This window comes from Xanthomonas axonopodis (genome assembly GCF_001304695.1).
Classification (GTDB): domain Bacteria; phylum Pseudomonadota; class Gammaproteobacteria; order Xanthomonadales; family Xanthomonadaceae; genus Xanthomonas; species Xanthomonas axonopodis.
The window spans coordinates 1-15,417 of sequence record NZ_JFAQ01000231.1; the positions used below are offsets into that span (position 1 = coordinate 1).

Consider the following 15,417-nt stretch of genomic DNA (forward strand, 5'->3'; position numbering starts at 1 on the left):
GGCGCTGATGCGCTGTAAAGCTTGCCCAGAGCGCGTTTTGCGCATGGCAAGCAACTTTCATGGCTGAGGGATAGAGCTAATCAGGTTACTTAATTTGGTCTATGCGAAGCAGTGCGATAACGTATATTCAGTCTGCGCGCTTCCTGCGTTAGCCAATCTGCACTAGCGTCGTTGCTGATGACATCATCGGCAATAGCCAGTCGCTGTTCGCGCGAGGCCTGTGCAGCGATTATTTGATCTGCAAGCTCGGCAGTCGCGCCATCGCGGCGCATAACACGTTCGTGCTGCACTGGCAGGGGGGCATCGACGACAAGAATGCGATCAAGCCAAGGGTATGTTTTTCGTCCGCCAGCTTCAGCAAGTAAAGGGATGGCTACGATGGCGTACAAGCCGTCGGCTGCCAGTGCCGCACGCTGCAATTCGAAGCGAATGGCTGGGTGAGTGATGCCTTCCAACGTTAGCCGCTGCATCGGATCGGTGAAGACGATTTTGCGTAACGCTTGCCGGTCCAGTGTGCCATCTGGCAGCAGGATGGCTCGGCCAAAGCGTTCCACGATGGCGTCGAGAATGGGGCCGGGCTCCACGACTTGCCGCGCAACCACATCGGCATCGATGACCGGCACACCCAGCTTTTCGAACTCGGCGGCCAGGGCACTTTTGCCGGAGGCGATGCCACCGGTGAGGCCGACGATGAAATCACTCATCGTCGTGCCAGGGTCAACGCAGACCCGCGAAGTGCAGGTAGCCGTCCACCAGGTCGTTGCCCCAGAAGAACACCACCCAGCCGGCGATGGCCAGGTAGGGGCCGAACGGAATCGGGGTCGTGCGGTCGCGGCCCTTGGCAACCAACCAGGCCGAGCCCAGGATGGCGCCGACCAGCGAGGAGATCAGGATGATCGGCAGGATGCCTTTCAGCCCGCACCAGGCGCCGAGCGCGGCCAGCAGCTTGAAGTCGCCGTGGCCCATGCCTTCCTTGCCGGTGAGTTGCTTGAACAGCCACCACACCGTCCACAGCGACACATAACCGACTGCTGCGCCCAGCAGGGCGGGCTTGGCCGGCATGTAGAGGTTGTCCATCGAGCCGACCAGACCCAACCACATCAGCGGCAGGGTCAACTGATCCGGCAGCAGCTTGTGCCGCAGGTCGATGCCCGACATCGCTACCAGGAAGCAGCTCAGCACGATCGCGCCGAAGCCCTGCCAGCCGAAGCCGAAGTGCCAGACGCTGGCTACGCAGAGAATCGACGTCAACAACTCCACCAGCGGATATTGGAGCGAGATCGGCTTGCCGCTGTAGCGCGACTTGCCGCGCAGCATCACCCAGCTCAGGACCGGAATATTCTCCCACCACTTGAGCTTGTCGCCGGTGACCGGGTCATGCGAAGGCTCCACCACGATCCCCGGCGGTGGCGGCTCGTAGATGTCCGGCAGCTCCAGGATCTCGCGCGCATCGCGCCGCCACTGCCATTCCATGCGCTTGGGCAAGCGTAGGATCACCACGTTCAGGAAGCTGCCGATCAGCAGTCCCAGTCCGGCCGCGGCAGGAAAGCCGAGACCGGGATGCTGGTCGAGAAATGCCATTACGTCTTATCCAACTACTGCGCCGAGTTTGAAGATCGGAAGATACATGCCGATGACCATGCCGCCGACGATGGTACCGATGAACACCATGATCATCGGTTCCAACAAACTGCTAAGCGCATCCACCGCATTGTTGACCTCCTGCTCGAAGTACTCAGCAACCTTGAAAAGCATGGCATCCAGTGCGCCTGCTTCTTCACCGATTGCGGTCATCTGGATCACCATGTGTGGGAACAGGTTGACCTGCTTCATGGCCATGTTGACTGGATAGCCGACCGACACGTCGTCACGCATGCGTAGCACTGCTTCTTCATAAACTTTGTTGCCAGTGGCCCCCGCAACAATGCCAAGTGCTTCCACAAGCGGCACGCCAGCCTTGAAGGTCACGGCGGTCGTACGCGCAAATCTTGCGATGGAGCTGTTATGCATAATTTGACCGATGACGGGCACCTTCAAAATCAGGCGATCCATCCCATGTTGCATGCGAGGTGAGCGCTTGTAAGCGAATATGAAGCCGGTAACCGCGCCGCCAATGACGAGCAGCATTATCCACCAGTAGCTGATCATGAAGCGAGATGTCGCAACGATCATCTGCGTAAACGCGGGAAGTTCGGCTCCAAACCCTTTAAAGACTTCTTCGAACTGTGGGACAACAAAAATGAGCAAGATTGCGCTGACAATGAGGGCAACTGCAACGACCATTGCGGGGTAAAAGAGCGCCTTCTTGATCTTGCCTTTCAGGGCCTCAATGTTTTCCTTGTAATTGGCGACTGTGTCTAGCACGGTCTCCAGCACGCCTGCGCCCTCTCCCGCGCGGACGAGGTTGCGGTAGAGCTCGTCAAACTGCACCGGATGCTTGCTGATCGCTTCATGTAGTGAAGAGCCGCCTTCAATATCGGTTCTTATCTGGCCGACCATCTTCCTCATTCGCGGGTTCTTGTGTCCCTCGCCAATGATCTCGAGCGATCCTACGATGGGAACGCCGGACTTCATCATGGTTGCCATCTGACGACTGAAAAACGCGATGTCCTTGGGACTGATCTTTTTGCCGGCAGCGCCGAAAAGTGGCTTGGGCTTGACGACAGTGGGCGTAATGCCCTGGCGGCGCAGCTCTGCTCGCAACATATTGGCGTTACGGGCTGCCTGCTCTCCCTTCATCTTCACGCCACGCTTGTCAGCCCCTTCCCAAATGAAGGTCTGCAGCATGCTGGTGTTCCGGTCGACTGGTTGCTTCTTGATGGCGCTACGCGCGACTGACATGTTTGCTCCCCAAAGATCCAGCCATCCCCAGGCCGGAATACGCAGTGATGGTAGCGTGTTTGCTAGCCAAGGGCATCATATCGATCAATGAACCTGCGGCGTCCTGAGAAGTGACCACTCGTAGTCGGAATCTGACCTTGCGCGTCACATGGTCATCCCGGTCGCACTTGAAGGCAGAAGAGCTTTCATTTGCCGAAATGCCTGGCATCATTTGCCCCGGGGAGAAAAAATGAACGGGTACGGCTGATTGGCACGTAATCTGCATGTACCTATTCGCACAACACGCCCTGCTCAGGTGCGCCAAGTGCCCGGGCCGGAGATTTCGGTAAACTCACAACCTCTAGGGGATGCATCCATGAAGAAGCAGCAAGGCTTTACACTTATCGAACTGATGATCGTGGTCGCGATCATCGCTATCCTGGCTGCCATCGCGCTGCCGGCTTACCAGGATTACACCATCCGCTCGCGTGTCTCTGAAATGGCTGTGCTCGCCTCCGGTGCCAAGGCGACGATTGGTGAGAATATTGCCAATGAGAATGCGATTAATGCTAATGCTTGTCGCGGAGTTGCGACGTTTACTAGCGCCACGGCGAACACTGCCTCCCTGGCGTGTGCCACCGGTGTTATCACTGTCACTGGTACGAGTAAGGCGGCAGGCGTCGTTCTGACCTACACTCCGACCCTTGTGGACGCTGGCATCCGGTGGACTTGTGCGTCTGCCAGCGCGGCTAAGTACCTGCCGGCCGAATGCCGCGGTTCGGGCACCTAATAGTCGTTCTGTAGAAGTGTTCAAAGAAGCCCCGCAATGCGGGGCTTCTTTTTATGGGGGGGCAGGGCATCGTGTCTTGGGGGAAATATACGCCGGTTGGAGTGGTGCTTCTGGTGGTGGGGATTCTGTCCCCACTCGCTGTGCTGCTTGCTGTGTGCAGGGAGGGCACGCTGATCTCTGTGCTGTATGGCGTGGCTGGGTTGAGTATTTCTGTTTCGACGTTACGAAGGCTGCCGCGCCTGACCTGCACGTGGCTGGCACTCATCAGTGTCGGCGCGATTCTGCAGGTGGAGATGCTGCTGCGCTTCGGGGGAATGGTGGACGTCAACGCGCTCGCGTTGGTCTCCGAGACCACCAGTGGCGAAGCTTTGCCGTTGCTGCACTCGGTGCCTGTACGCCTTTTGTTTGGCTGGGGACTGATTGTTGTGATCTGGGCAGGGCTGATGCTATGGCCGCCTCAACTTTTGCGATGGCCGGGCAGGCGGCTTGCATTATTTGGCGGTGGCGTGTGTGCGGCGCTGCTGGCAATCGTCGTTGCACTCGAAGGCTGGCACGAGACGCCGGGTGGGGCTGCTTTCGATCAGCCATCCTTGGAACGCATGGAGGCCTTGCGGCGGGGGTACCCGACGGGGATGCCGTTGGTCATCTGGGAGTATTTCCGGCAGCGTCGAGAACTGGTCGCTGCTGATGCCGGCCTTGAAAGCTTTCGGTTCGGAGCCAGCCGCTCGGTGGTGGGGGGCGGGCCCCGGCGTGTGCATGTGCTGGTGATCGGCGAGACAGGTCGAGCCGATCATTGGGCGCTGAACGGCTACAGCCGTGACAGCACGCCTCGGCTTTCGCGTCGCAATGACCTGATCAGCTTTACGAGGTTCTACTCGCGGGCCACCTTCACCCGGCTGTCGGTGCCCGTGATTCTGAGCCGCAAGCCGCCGGGTTCGGTCGAAGCGACCTTCGGTGAGCGCTCGCTGCTGCAGGCGGCCCGCGAAGCCGGCTATCACACGGTGTGGCTCTCCAATCAGGCGCCGATGGGGTTCCATGATTCGCCTATTACGGTTCTGGCCAAGGATGCCGATGAGGTGCGCTTTGTCAGCCCGGTCGACTATCGCCACGCAGGCGTCCGCGACGAGGATCTGCTGCCGCACGTCAGGCGTCTCCTTGCCGCCGACCAGCGCGATCTGTTCCTGGTGATTCATACAATGGGTAGTCATTTCCGCTATCGGGACCGGTACCGCCCCGAGGATGCGGTCTTCCTGCCGGACAAACCGGAACATGGCGATGCCAGCTTGTATGACCCGGATCATAAGGAGTACCTGGTCAATGGATACGACAACTCGATCCGCGCCACCGATCGCTTCCTTGATGGCCTGATCGGTCAGCTCGGGAAACTTGATGCTGCATCCTGGATGTTTTATGTCGCCGATCACGGCGAGGCGCTGTTCGATGACTGTCGCGCCGAAAGCGGCCACGGCCAATCATCACCAGCGACCCATCACGTCGCGGCGGTATGGTGGGGATCTGAGGCCTACCTCAAGCACGCGCCGGAGGCCGTTCGAAATCTCCGCGCGAATTCCAGCGCGATGCTATCCACTTCCATGGTCTTCGACACCACGACCCGATTGGCGGGTATCGACGTGCCTGGCTACCGCCAGTCTCACGATTTTTCCTCGGCAGAGCCTGGTATCCCGCTCGATATCGCGTTGCTGCCGCTCGATGTTCCCCGCTGTCACTGAATAGGAGTCCGTGTTGAACGGTTCATCAACGAATGTGTCCAGGAAAACGGGGTGGATTTCATCCTTGGGCGTGTTGTTTTTCCTCTCCGGTGCTGCGGCATTGATCTATCAGGTGAGCTGGCAGCGTGTCCTTTTTTCGGGTCTGGGAGCGGACACGCTGTCTGTCGCGGTCATCGTCTCGGTATTCATGCTAGGGCTTGGGGTCGGGGCGCTGATCGGGGGCTGGGCTGCGGACCGTGCCATAAGTCCGCTGCGATGGTTCCTCGCAGTGGAGCTTGGTATTGCGTGTTATGGCGTTTGCAGTGTCGCTGTGATCGATCTGGTCATGATGCATGCTGGTGGGCTCGGGCATGGGGTCGTCGTGCTTGGTGCACTGTTTGCGCTGATCGTGCCGACAACCTTGATGGGGATGACCTTGCCGATTCTGGTGATCCTGCTGGACCGGGTTGTTCGCAACGTAGGTGAGGCGACAGGCTCGCTTTATCTCGCTAATACGATGGGCGCGGCATCGGGGGCCATCGGGACCGGTCTTTATCTTTTTCATATCATGGACTTGCGGCAGGTGACCTGGCTGGCGGCAGCCATCAATGCAACGGTCGCCCTCGGCGGATGGTTTCTGGTACGGAGGGCGGCGGCATGAGCTTGAAATGGATGCCGCGGGGTGTTGCTTTCCTTGTGGGCGCGGCGAGTCTGGTGCAGGAGGTGCTGTGGGTGCGGCTTGCGGGATTCGCGACTGGTGGTCTACCAGAGACCTTCGCGATGATCCTCGCGTTGTATCTTCTTGGTATCGCGATAGGAGCGCAGCTGGGGCGCCGCCTGTGCGTTGGCCGGGTCCTGGACATCAGGCGTCGCGCGTCGCTCGTGCTGTTGCTGTCCGCGCTGGTCGATATCGCCGCCCCTTTCCTGTTTTCTTGGGGGATCGGTTTTCTTCCCGTGACTGTGGCAATGCTGCCTCTGGTGATCGCAACCGCTGCGCTGAAGAGTGCATTGTTCCCGGTGGTGCACCATCTGGGCAGCAATGATGCAGTAGCGTGGAAAGGGGGGTCATTCTCCAAGGTCTACTTCGCCAATGTGGCGGGATGTACCCTCGGTCCACTGATCGTCACGCTCTGGCTGATGGATGTGATGGCGATGGAGCAGCTCTTCGTCGGCGTCGCCACTGTCACCGCGTTGGCAGGGATGTGGCTGGCCGGCCTTCGCCTACTGGCTGTGCCTTCAGTGGTGGTCGCGATTGCGGCACTTGTACTCCAGCCTGCATTGCCGGCGCTTGCCAGCCGCATCGTGATGGCGACGGGAGGAGGGGCTCAGGCCGCCTGGCTGCTGGAGCGCAAGGAAGGAATCATCCATACGATCGCCGACCCACAAGGAGACATCGTATTTGGCGGCAACGTGTACGACGGGCGGATCAATGTCGATCTGCGATTGAACAGCAACAAGATCGATCGTGTCTATGCAGCCATGGCAGCTGTGCCGAATCCCAAGCGTGTGCTCGTGATCGGTCTTAGCGGCGGCAGCTGGACGCGTGTGATTGCATCATTCCCGACTGTGGAGCGCGTGGACGTTGTCGAGATCCATCCGGGCTATCTCGAGTTGATCGCCGGTCACCCACAGGTCGCGCCGATCCTGCAGGATCCGCGTGTCCACATCCATATCGACGACGGTCGTCGCTGGTTGAGGGCACAAGAGGGCGCGCGCTACGATGCGGTCGTGGTAAACAGTACCTTCCACTGGCGTTCTGGTGTGACGATGCTTCTCTCGCAGGAGTTCTTTCGCCTGATTGGCGCGCATCTGTCCGATTCAGGCGTAGCGTTGGTGAATGCCACCGGGTCTCCAGAGGTCCTCAAGACGGCAGCTTCGGAGTTTCCGCAGGCCTATCTGTTTGGCAACAGTGTCATCATGTCACGGCGCGACTTCCGCGATACGCTTCGCGCTGGTGGCGAAGCCATTTACGCGACCCGAATGAATGGCCGGCCGGTCTTTGATCCGGCCAATGCGTCTGATGTGGCCGCTGTGCGGAAGGTCACCGCGGCCGATCTCGTAGGCATTGATGTGATGGAAGAGCGGGCCGGGCGACCAGTCGAGGTCAATACTGATTTGAGAATGTTGACCGAGTATAAATATGGAGCATCATCCCGATGATCGGGGAGATGGGGACATCAGCGGGAATCAAACGATGAATTCAGTAGCTACCACCAACCTCGTTGGCATCACCGGCATCGCTCGTCGCCTTGTGCAGGATGGCGCCCTGGAGGAAGCCGCTGCGCGGACGGCGATGGAACAGGCGGCCGCTGCCAAGGTGCCGCTGCCGCAGTGGTTTGCCGAGAAGAAGCTGGTGTCGGCGTCACAGCTCGCTGCCGCCAACGCAGTCGAGTTCGGCATGCCGCTGATGGATGTGTCGGCGTTCGACGCCAGCCAGAACGCGGTGAAGCTGGTCAGCGAAGAGTTGCTCCAGAAGCACCAGGTGCTGCCACTGTTCAAGCGCGGCAACCGGTTGTTCGTGGGGGTGAGCAATCCGACCCAGACTCGCGCGCTGGACGACATCAAGTTCCATACGAATCTGGTGGTCGAGGCAATCCTCGTCGACGAGGATCAGATCCGCCGGACGCTCGAACAGTGGCAGGCCAGCAATGCGTCGTTGGGTTCGTCGCTTGGCAACGACGACGAGGAGATGGGTGACCTGGACGTCTCGACCGGCGACGAGGACATGGGCGCCGGCGGGGATTCCGGGGTCGATGCCAAGGGCGACGACACGCCGGTGGTGAAGTTCGTCAACAAGGTGCTGGTGGATGCGATCAGGCGGGGAGCCTCCGACATCCATTTCGAACCTTATGAAGACGACTATCGGGTGCGCTTGCGCATCGACGGACTGCTGAAGAACGTGGCGAAGGCGCCGGTGAAGCTGAACCAGCGCATAGCGGCACGTCTGAAGGTGATGTCGCAGCTGGATATCGCCGAGAAGCGGGTGCCGCAGGACGGGCGCATCAAGCTCAACCTGTCCAAGACCAAGCAGATCGACTTCCGTGTCAGCACCTTGCCGACCCTGTTCGGTGAGAAGGTGGTGCTACGTATCCTTGATGCCAGTGCGGCCAAGCTGGGCATCGAGAAGCTGGGCTATGAGGCGGATCAGCAGAAGCTGTTCCTGGATGCGATCCATAAGCCCTACGGCATGGTGCTGGTGACCGGGCCGACTGGCTCGGGTAAGACGGTATCGCTATACACCGCGCTGGGTATCCTCAACGACGAGACGCGCAATATCTCCACGGCTGAGGATCCGGTCGAAATTCGCTTGCCGGGCGTGAATCAGGTGCAGCAGAACGTCAAGCGGGGCATGACCTTTGCCGCTGCGCTGCGCTCGTTCCTGCGCCAGGATCCTGACATCATCATGGTCGGCGAAATCCGCGACCTGGAGACCGCCGAGATTGCGATCAAGGCGGCGCAGACCGGTCACATGGTGCTGTCGACGCTGCATACCAACGATGCGCCGCAGACCATTGCACGTTTGATGAACATGGGTATCGCGCCGTACAACATCACTTCGTCGGTGACGTTGGTGATCGCACAGCGTCTGGCACGGCGGTTGTGCAACAACTGCAAGCGCAAGTCGACCTTGCCGGAGCATGCGCTGCTCGCGGAAGGATTTACGCCAGAGCAAGTTGCGAAGATCGAGCTCTATGAAGCGGTCGGTTGCGACGAGTGCACCGAAGGCTACAAGGGGCGTACCGGCATCTACCAGGTGATGCCGATGACCGACGAGATCGGTGCGATCGTGCTGGAAGGCGGCAATGCGATGCAGATCGCCGAGGCGGCGCAGAAGATTGGTATCCGCGATTTGCGTCAATCGGCGTTGATGAAGGCTGCGAATGGGGTCACCAGCCTGGCAGAGATCAACCGGGTGACCAAGGACTAAACGCCCTCATCCGCCCTTCGGGCACCTTCTCCCGCTGGCGGGAGAAGGACGTTTTGCGACGTTTGTCGCGGGCTGGTATTTGGCTGATTCGCGCTTCGGTGTTTCTGGGGCGGACGCGAAATGGGTAGCAGTGCGGATCATGAGCGAGATCAGGTAGGCGGATGGCAGGCCGCGCGTGTACTGCTGGCTGCCTGGCGTCGGTCCAGCCAGGGCAGTCCAAGTTACAGCGCTTCTACCATTCCGCATTCTCAAACCCTTTCAGCATTCCGCAGCCGGCATCCTGCATCACTAATCCCGACTTCCCGATTCCAAATCCCGGCCCAGCTACTCCATCCCCAACTTCTTCAACTTATAACGCAGCGCACGAAACGTAATGCCCAACTGCGCAGCAGTCTTGGTCTTGTTCCAGCGGTTTTCTTCCAGCGCCTTCTGGATCGCGGCGCGCTCCAGTTGCCCGATGTAGGACGGCAGCGCGGCTGAGGCGGGGTCGATGTCGACGACGTCTTCGCGCGGTTCGGCTGCGGCGCCTCCAGGGGGGGAGGCCAGACGGTGGCCGCCGTGGGCGGGCAGGCGCAGGTCGGTGGCGCTGATCTGGTCGTCTTCGGCCAGGGCCAGAGCGCGTTCGAGGATGTTTTCCAGTTCGCGCACGTTGCCGGGGAAGCCGTAGTGATTCAATGCATCGAGCGCCGATTGGGTCAGCAGCGGAATGGGGCGGCCGTGGCTGTGCGCCAGGCGCGCGATGATGGCAGCGGCCAGCTGCGGCAAGTCGCCACCGCGTTCGCGCAGCGGCGGCACACGCAACTCGATCACGTTGATGCGGTAGTACAGGTCATGCCGAAAGCGGCCGTCGGAGACCAGGTCGCCCAGATCCTTGTGCGTGGCCGAGAGGATGCGCACATCCACCAGCGATTCGCTGGAGGCACCGACCGGTCGCACCGACTTTTCCTGGATGGCGCGCAGCAGCTTGACCTGCATCTGCAACGGCAATTCGGCCACTTCGTCCAAGAACAAGGTGCCGCCGTGCGCGGCCTGGAACAGCCCGGGCTTGTCGGCATGCGCGCCGGTAAAGCTGCCCTTCTTGTGGCCGAAGAATTCGCTTTCCATCAGCTCGGCGGGAATGGCGCCGCAGTTGACCGGCACGAACGGGCCGGCGGCACGTGCACCTTGTTCGTGGATGGTGCGTGCGACCAGCTCCTTGCCCACGCCCGATTCGCCGACGATGTAGACCGGCGCCTGGCTGCGCGCCACCTTGCCGATGGTGGCGCGCAGGCTTTCCATGGCACTGGAGTCGCCAAGCAGGCGGCTGGCCTGTTCCGGCGGCGGCGGTGGCGGAGCGGGGCGGTCGCGGTTGTTCAATTCCAGCGCGTGCTTGACCAAGCCGCGCAGCACGCCGATGTCGACCGGCTTGCTGACGAAATCGAAGGCGCCGGCTTTCAGCGCTTCTACCGCCAGGTCCATGCTGCCGAACGCGGTGATCATGGCCACCGGCGTCTGCGGGTAGTGCTTTGCGATTTCGGTGACCAGTTCGATGCCGTTGCCGTCGGGCAGACGCATGTCGGTCAGGCACAGATCGTAGGGATTGCTGGCCAGCAACTCGCGCGCTTCGGCCAGGTTGGCAGCAGTGCTGATGCGCAGGCCCATGCGGCCCAGGGTGAGAACAAGCAACTCGCGGATATCACGCTCGTCGTCGACAACCAGTGCGCTTTTGGGTTCGTTCATGGGACGCACGATAGCCCAGCGTGATGATGGCCGACAATTGTCGAGCAGGTGGCGGCCCAACGATTCACCTGCTGCGCGGGCGCATCACTGCGGTTTTCAGCGCGTTTGCAGGGCGCCGATGCTAGTCGACGATGCGGGGCTGTCGATGTGCTGCGTTGCCAAACGTGTCTGCCTACGAAAGCCTTGCTTGCGTACGCCCGCAAGCCCTGCAAGCCAGGTGTCGCGTGGCGTTTGCGCCTTCGCTAACTGCACCGTTCTGCTATCGAACAAGTTGCCGCTCTGCTCGATATCGCCGCATCAGGCATCCTACTCAGCCGACAGCCAAGTACTCACTTGCCGAGCAATCCGTTGGGTCCTTGCAACGAAATCCGGAAGCACGCGCCGCCGCCGGGGACCGAGACGTATTCCAGTTGCGCCTGGTTGGCGCGGCAGAGTTCCTGGGCGATGTACAGACCCAAGCCGGTGCCATGCTCGGAGGTGGTGTAGAACGGGCGGAACAGTTGTGCCGCCACGGCTTCCGGGATGCCTGGGCCGCGGTCGATCACATCGATCACTGCCATGCGGTCGAGGCGCTCGACGTGCAGCCTGACCCGTGCCGGTTCGTCCATCACCCGGCCGTACTTGAGTGCGTTGTGCACCAGCGCAGTGAGGATCTGATGCAGGTGCTTGGGGTCGACCAACGCATGCACCGAACTGCCCTGGATGCTGGCCTCCAGGATGTCGGTTTCCATCGACAAGGTCTGGCGATATTCGACCACGAAGCGGCGCACGAATGCGGCCAGGTCAAGATTGTCCGGGGTGGCGCGTTCCCGGCGCGCCAGTGCGAGCACGCTTTCGACGATGCCGTTGGTGCGCTGGCATTGCTGGTGGATGATTTGCAGCAGGCGCCGGTCGGCATCGCCGATGTCCGGCGATTCTTCCAGCAACTGCGAGGCGTAGCTGATTGCGGCCAGCGGGTTGCGGATCTCGTGCGCCAGGCTGGCCGAGAAGCGTCCCATTGCCGACAGGGTCAGCGACTCGGCGCGGCGCGACACCACCGTGGCATCGTCCAGAAACACCAGCACCAGGTCGCTGTCGGCGAGCAGGCGCACGAAGCGCGGCTGCACTTCCGGGCGGTCGGCGCCCAGTTGCAGCGGGGCTTCTTCCTGCCGCCAGCCGCTGCGCCAGCGCTTCAGCCGGTGCGCCAGTTCCGGGGTGAGCGCGACCAGCGAGAGGTCCACCGGCATATTGCGCTGGTCGCCATCGCCCAGCAGGGCCAGGGCCGCCTCGTTGGCCAGGGAGATGCGGTTATGGGCGTCCACCACCAGGACGCCGGTGCGCATGCGCCGGATGATCAGCTCGTTGATTTCGTACAGGTTGGCGACCTGGGCACCGCGTTCTTCGGCCAGCATCTGGTTGCGACGGGCGCGCGCGGCGATTTGTTCGCAGATGAAGGCCACCGCGACGTAGCTGGTGGCAAACATCGCCAGCTCCGCCACCGGCCGGGTGGCGCCGCCGCCTTCGAGCAGGGTCCACAGGTATTCCAGCAGGATGGCGGCGCTGGCGAGCACCGCGATGCTCATGCCGTAGCGCAGCCGCAGCAGGATCGAGGCGGCCGCCACGTTGAACAGCAGCATCATCGCAATCCCGGCGCTGGCGCCGGGCAGGGCGTGCGTGGCCAGGGTGGCGGCAAGGATATCGGCCACCACCGCGCACAGTACGCTGGGGGTGAGGCGGCGTTCGCCGCGGCCCCAGAACAGCAGCGGGATCGCCATGCACAGGTAGCCGATCGCCACGCCGGCGGCCAGGCGCGGGTAGCGCGGCTCGGGGATGGCGTCGGACAAGGGGCTGAACACCAGTGCGGCGATCAGGCCGGCCACCAGCATCCGGTACAACGAGAAAAAGTACAGCTCGCGCTGCGGCGCGGACTGAATCCGGGCGATGAGCGATGCGATGGATGCCAAGCCGATTCCTCGCTGGAGAGAGCCGCGAGTATAGGCAGGTGCGCGGTCCGCGCAGCGCTTGCGCAAAGAGTCAGTTTGCGCGCAAGCGCTGCGATCGGGCGGCCAACCCGGGCAATTTTGCGCCGCACGGCGTGGTCGGCCACAATAGGCGGCCCGTTCGCGTCCCATGACGTGCCGCCCCGGCGGTCTGCGTTGCACGCAGCGGTCGTTTCCTTTTCCCACGGTGACGCATGAATTTCCACGAATACCAGTCAAAACAGCTGCTTGCCGAGTACGGCATCCCCGTTCCGGCCGGCAAGGTCGCGGCGACGCCGGACGAAGCGGTTGAAGTCGCCAATTCCCTGGGCAAGGGCCCCTGGATGGTGAAGGCGCAGATCCACGCGGGCGGCCGCGGTAAGGCTGGCGGCGTCAAGTTCTGCAAGACCACCGACGACGTGAAGGCCGCAGCAGCCAAGATGCTCGGCACCAAGATGTCCACCTACCAGACCGCCGGCGTCGAGCTGCCGATCAACCTGGTGCTGGTGACCACGGCCGGTGAGATCGTCAAGGAGCTGTACCTGTCGATCCTGGTCGACCGCGGTACCAAGACCATCACCTACATCGCCTCGTCCGAAGGCGGCGTGGAGATCGAGCAGGTGGCGGCCGAAACGCCGGAGCTGATCCACGCGCTCAACGTCGATTTCGTCGAAGGCGTGCAGGGCTACCACGGCCGCGATTTCGGCTTCAAGCTGGGCCTGAACGCCAAGCAGGCCGGCCAGTTCGCCAGCATCATGGTGAACCTGTACCGCCTGTTCAACGAAAAGGACCTGGCGCTGGTTGAAATCAACCCGCTGGCCATCCTGGACGACGGCAACCTGTACGCGCTGGACGGCAAGTTCGACAGCGACGACAACGCCGCGTTCCGTCAGAAGCAGCTGGTCGCCATGCGCGACAAGACGCAGGAAGACGAAACCGAAGTGACCGCTTCAGAGCTGGACATCAACTACGTCACCATGGACGGCAACATCGGTTGCATGGTCAATGGCGCAGGCCTGGCCATGGCGACCATGGACGTCATCAAGCTCAATGGCGGCGAGCCGGCGAACTTCCTGGACGTGGGCGGCGGTGCGAACAAGCAGCGCGTCATCGAGGCGTTCAAGCTGATCCTGTCCTCGGACAAGGTCGAAGGCATCTTCGTCAACATCTTCGGCGGCATCGTCCGCTGCGACATGATCGCCGAAGGCATCATCGCCGCGGTCAAGGAAGTGGGCGTCAAGGTTCCGGTCGTGGTGCGCCTGGAAGGCACCAACGTGGAAGAAGGCAAGCAGCTGCTGCGCGATAGCGGCATGGCTATCACCCCGGCCGACAACATCAACGACGGTGCCAAGAAAGTCGTTGAAGCTGTCAAGAACGCCACCTGATCCACGACACCGAAGGAATTATCCATGTCCGTTTTGATTAACAAGAACACCAAGGTGATCGTGCAGGGCTTTACCGGCCAGCAGGGCACCTTCCACGCCACTCAGATGGTCGAGTACGGCACCCAGGTCGTCGGCGGCGTGACGCCCGGCAAGGGCGGCACCACCCACATCAACCTGCCGGTGTTCAACACCGTGGCCGATGCGGTCGAGGCCACCGGCGCCGACGCCTCGGTGATCTACGTGCCGCCGCCGTACGCGGCCGATGCGATCCTGGAAGCGGCTGCGGCCGGCATCAAGGTCATCGTCTGCATCACCGAAGGCATCCCGGTGCTGGACATGCTGCGCGTCAAGAACGTGCTGACCCGTTCGCATCCGGACACCGTGCTGATCGGGCCGAACTGCCCCGGCGTGATCACCCCGGGCGAGTGCAAGATCGGCATCATGCCGGGCCACATCCACAAGCCGGGCAAGATCGGCATCGTGTCGCGTTCGGGCACGCTGACCTATGAAGCGGTCAAGCAGACCACCGAAGTGGGCCTGGGCCAGAGCACCTGCATCGGCATCGGTGGCGACCCGATCAACGGCCTGAACTTCGTCGACTGCCTCAAGCTGTTCAACGAAGACCCGCAGACCGAAGGCATCATCATGGTCGGCGAGATCGGCGGCGACGCCGAGGAAGCCGGTGCCGAGTACATCAAGAACCACGTCAAGAAGCCGGTCGTCGGCTTCATCGCCGGTGCCTCCGCGCCGGCCGGCAAGCGCATGGGCCACGCAGGTGCGATCGCATCGGGCGGCAAGGGCACGGCCGAAGGCAAGTTCGCGGCGATGGAAGCTGCCGGCGTCAAGACTGTCCGTTCGCCGGGCGATCTGGGTGCGGCGATTGCTGCGCTGGTGAAGTAAGCAGGCCCCGCGCGCAAGCGTGTGAGTGTCAGAGAGGCCGCCTTCGGGCGGCCTTTTTTGCTGTTGGTGCGTGGGAGCTTGCCCTCATCCGCCCTTCGGGCACCTTCTCCCGCAAGCGGGAGAAGGGAGTGGCGAGCGCAGGTGTGAGTGTTGTGGCGATGGGAGCTACAACTGTGCAGCATCAGCAGCATTAGGGAAGCTCTGAACA

The 15,417-nt window shown here is 61.7% G+C and carries 12 protein-coding genes; 7 read left to right on the top strand and 5 right to left on the bottom strand.

Annotated features, from left to right (window positions below; translation table 11 throughout):
* Positions 1-89 precede the first annotated feature (89 nt).
* The 3 genes from coaE to XAXN_RS18075 are packed head-to-tail and all read right to left on the bottom strand — an operon-like array spanning position 90 to position 2,841.
* Entirely contained in the window at positions 90-704 is a 615-nt protein-coding gene (coaE, locus tag XAXN_RS18065; RefSeq protein ID WP_054320562.1) for a dephospho-CoA kinase, read from the bottom strand.
* A gap of 13 nt (positions 705-717) precedes the next feature.
* Positions 718-1,581 (bottom strand): prepilin peptidase, encoded by an 864-nt coding sequence (locus XAXN_RS18070; protein WP_054320563.1) that lies wholly within the window; start codon positions 1,579-1,581, stop codon positions 718-720.
* A gap of 6 nt (positions 1,582-1,587) precedes the next feature.
* Positions 1,588-2,841 (bottom strand): type II secretion system F family protein, encoded by a 1,254-nt coding sequence (locus XAXN_RS18075; protein ID WP_054320564.1) that lies wholly within the window; start codon positions 2,839-2,841, stop codon positions 1,588-1,590.
* A gap of 355 nt (positions 2,842-3,196) precedes the next feature.
* Between XAXN_RS18075 and XAXN_RS18080 the strand changes: the two genes are divergently transcribed.
* The 5 genes from XAXN_RS18080 to pilB all read left to right on the top strand — a co-directional run bounded on the left by XAXN_RS18080 (position 3,197) and on the right by pilB (position 9,247).
* On the top strand, positions 3,197-3,610 hold the full coding sequence (locus XAXN_RS18080; protein ID WP_054320565.1) for a pilin: 414 nt from the start codon (positions 3,197-3,199) through the stop codon (positions 3,608-3,610).
* 104 nt (positions 3,611-3,714) lie between these two features.
* The gene (locus XAXN_RS18085) at positions 3,715-5,340 is read left to right on the top strand and encodes a phosphoethanolamine transferase (RefSeq protein WP_241148196.1); all 1,626 of its coding nucleotides are present in this window, start codon (positions 3,715-3,717) and stop codon (positions 5,338-5,340) included.
* Between the two features lie 70 nt (positions 5,341-5,410).
* Positions 5,411-5,980, top strand: coding sequence for a spermidine synthase family protein (locus XAXN_RS18090; RefSeq protein WP_241148197.1), 570 nt, complete (start codon positions 5,411-5,413; stop codon positions 5,978-5,980).
* On the top strand, positions 5,950-7,479 hold the full coding sequence (locus XAXN_RS18095; RefSeq protein ID WP_054320567.1) for a spermine/spermidine synthase domain-containing protein: 1,530 nt from the start codon (positions 5,950-5,952) through the stop codon (positions 7,477-7,479). Before XAXN_RS18090 ends, XAXN_RS18095 begins: the two co-directional genes overlap by 31 nt.
* 34 nt (positions 7,480-7,513) lie before the next feature.
* Positions 7,514-9,247, top strand: a complete 1,734-nt coding sequence (gene pilB / locus XAXN_RS18100; protein ID WP_054320568.1) for a type IV-A pilus assembly ATPase PilB — start codon at positions 7,514-7,516, stop codon at positions 9,245-9,247.
* 324 nt (positions 9,248-9,571) lie between these two features.
* Here the strand turns inward: pilB and XAXN_RS18105 are convergent, their stop codons facing one another.
* Positions 9,572-11,026 carry a sigma 54-interacting transcriptional regulator gene (locus XAXN_RS18105; RefSeq protein ID WP_206416685.1) on the bottom strand — a complete coding sequence of 485 codons (1,455 nt, stop codon included), beginning with the start codon at positions 11,024-11,026 and terminating at the stop codon, positions 9,572-9,574.
* A 269-nt stretch (positions 11,027-11,295) separates the two neighbouring features.
* On the bottom strand, positions 11,296-12,909 hold the full coding sequence (locus tag XAXN_RS18115) for a sensor histidine kinase (protein ID WP_054320570.1): 1,614 nt from the start codon (positions 12,907-12,909) through the stop codon (positions 11,296-11,298).
* A 230-nt stretch (positions 12,910-13,139) separates the two neighbouring features.
* Here XAXN_RS18115 and sucC point away from each other — a divergent pair, with 230 nt between their 5' ends.
* Together sucC and sucD are read left to right on the top strand one after the other, a co-directional pair.
* Complete coding sequence (sucC, locus tag XAXN_RS18120) at positions 13,140-14,309, top strand: ADP-forming succinate--CoA ligase subunit beta (protein ID WP_054320571.1); 1,170 nt, start codon at positions 13,140-13,142, stop codon at positions 14,307-14,309.
* 24 nt (positions 14,310-14,333) lie between these two features.
* Entirely contained in the window at positions 14,334-15,209 is an 876-nt protein-coding gene (gene sucD, locus XAXN_RS18125) for a succinate--CoA ligase subunit alpha (RefSeq protein ID WP_005921370.1), read from the top strand.
* Positions 15,210-15,417: the final 208 nt, after the last annotated feature.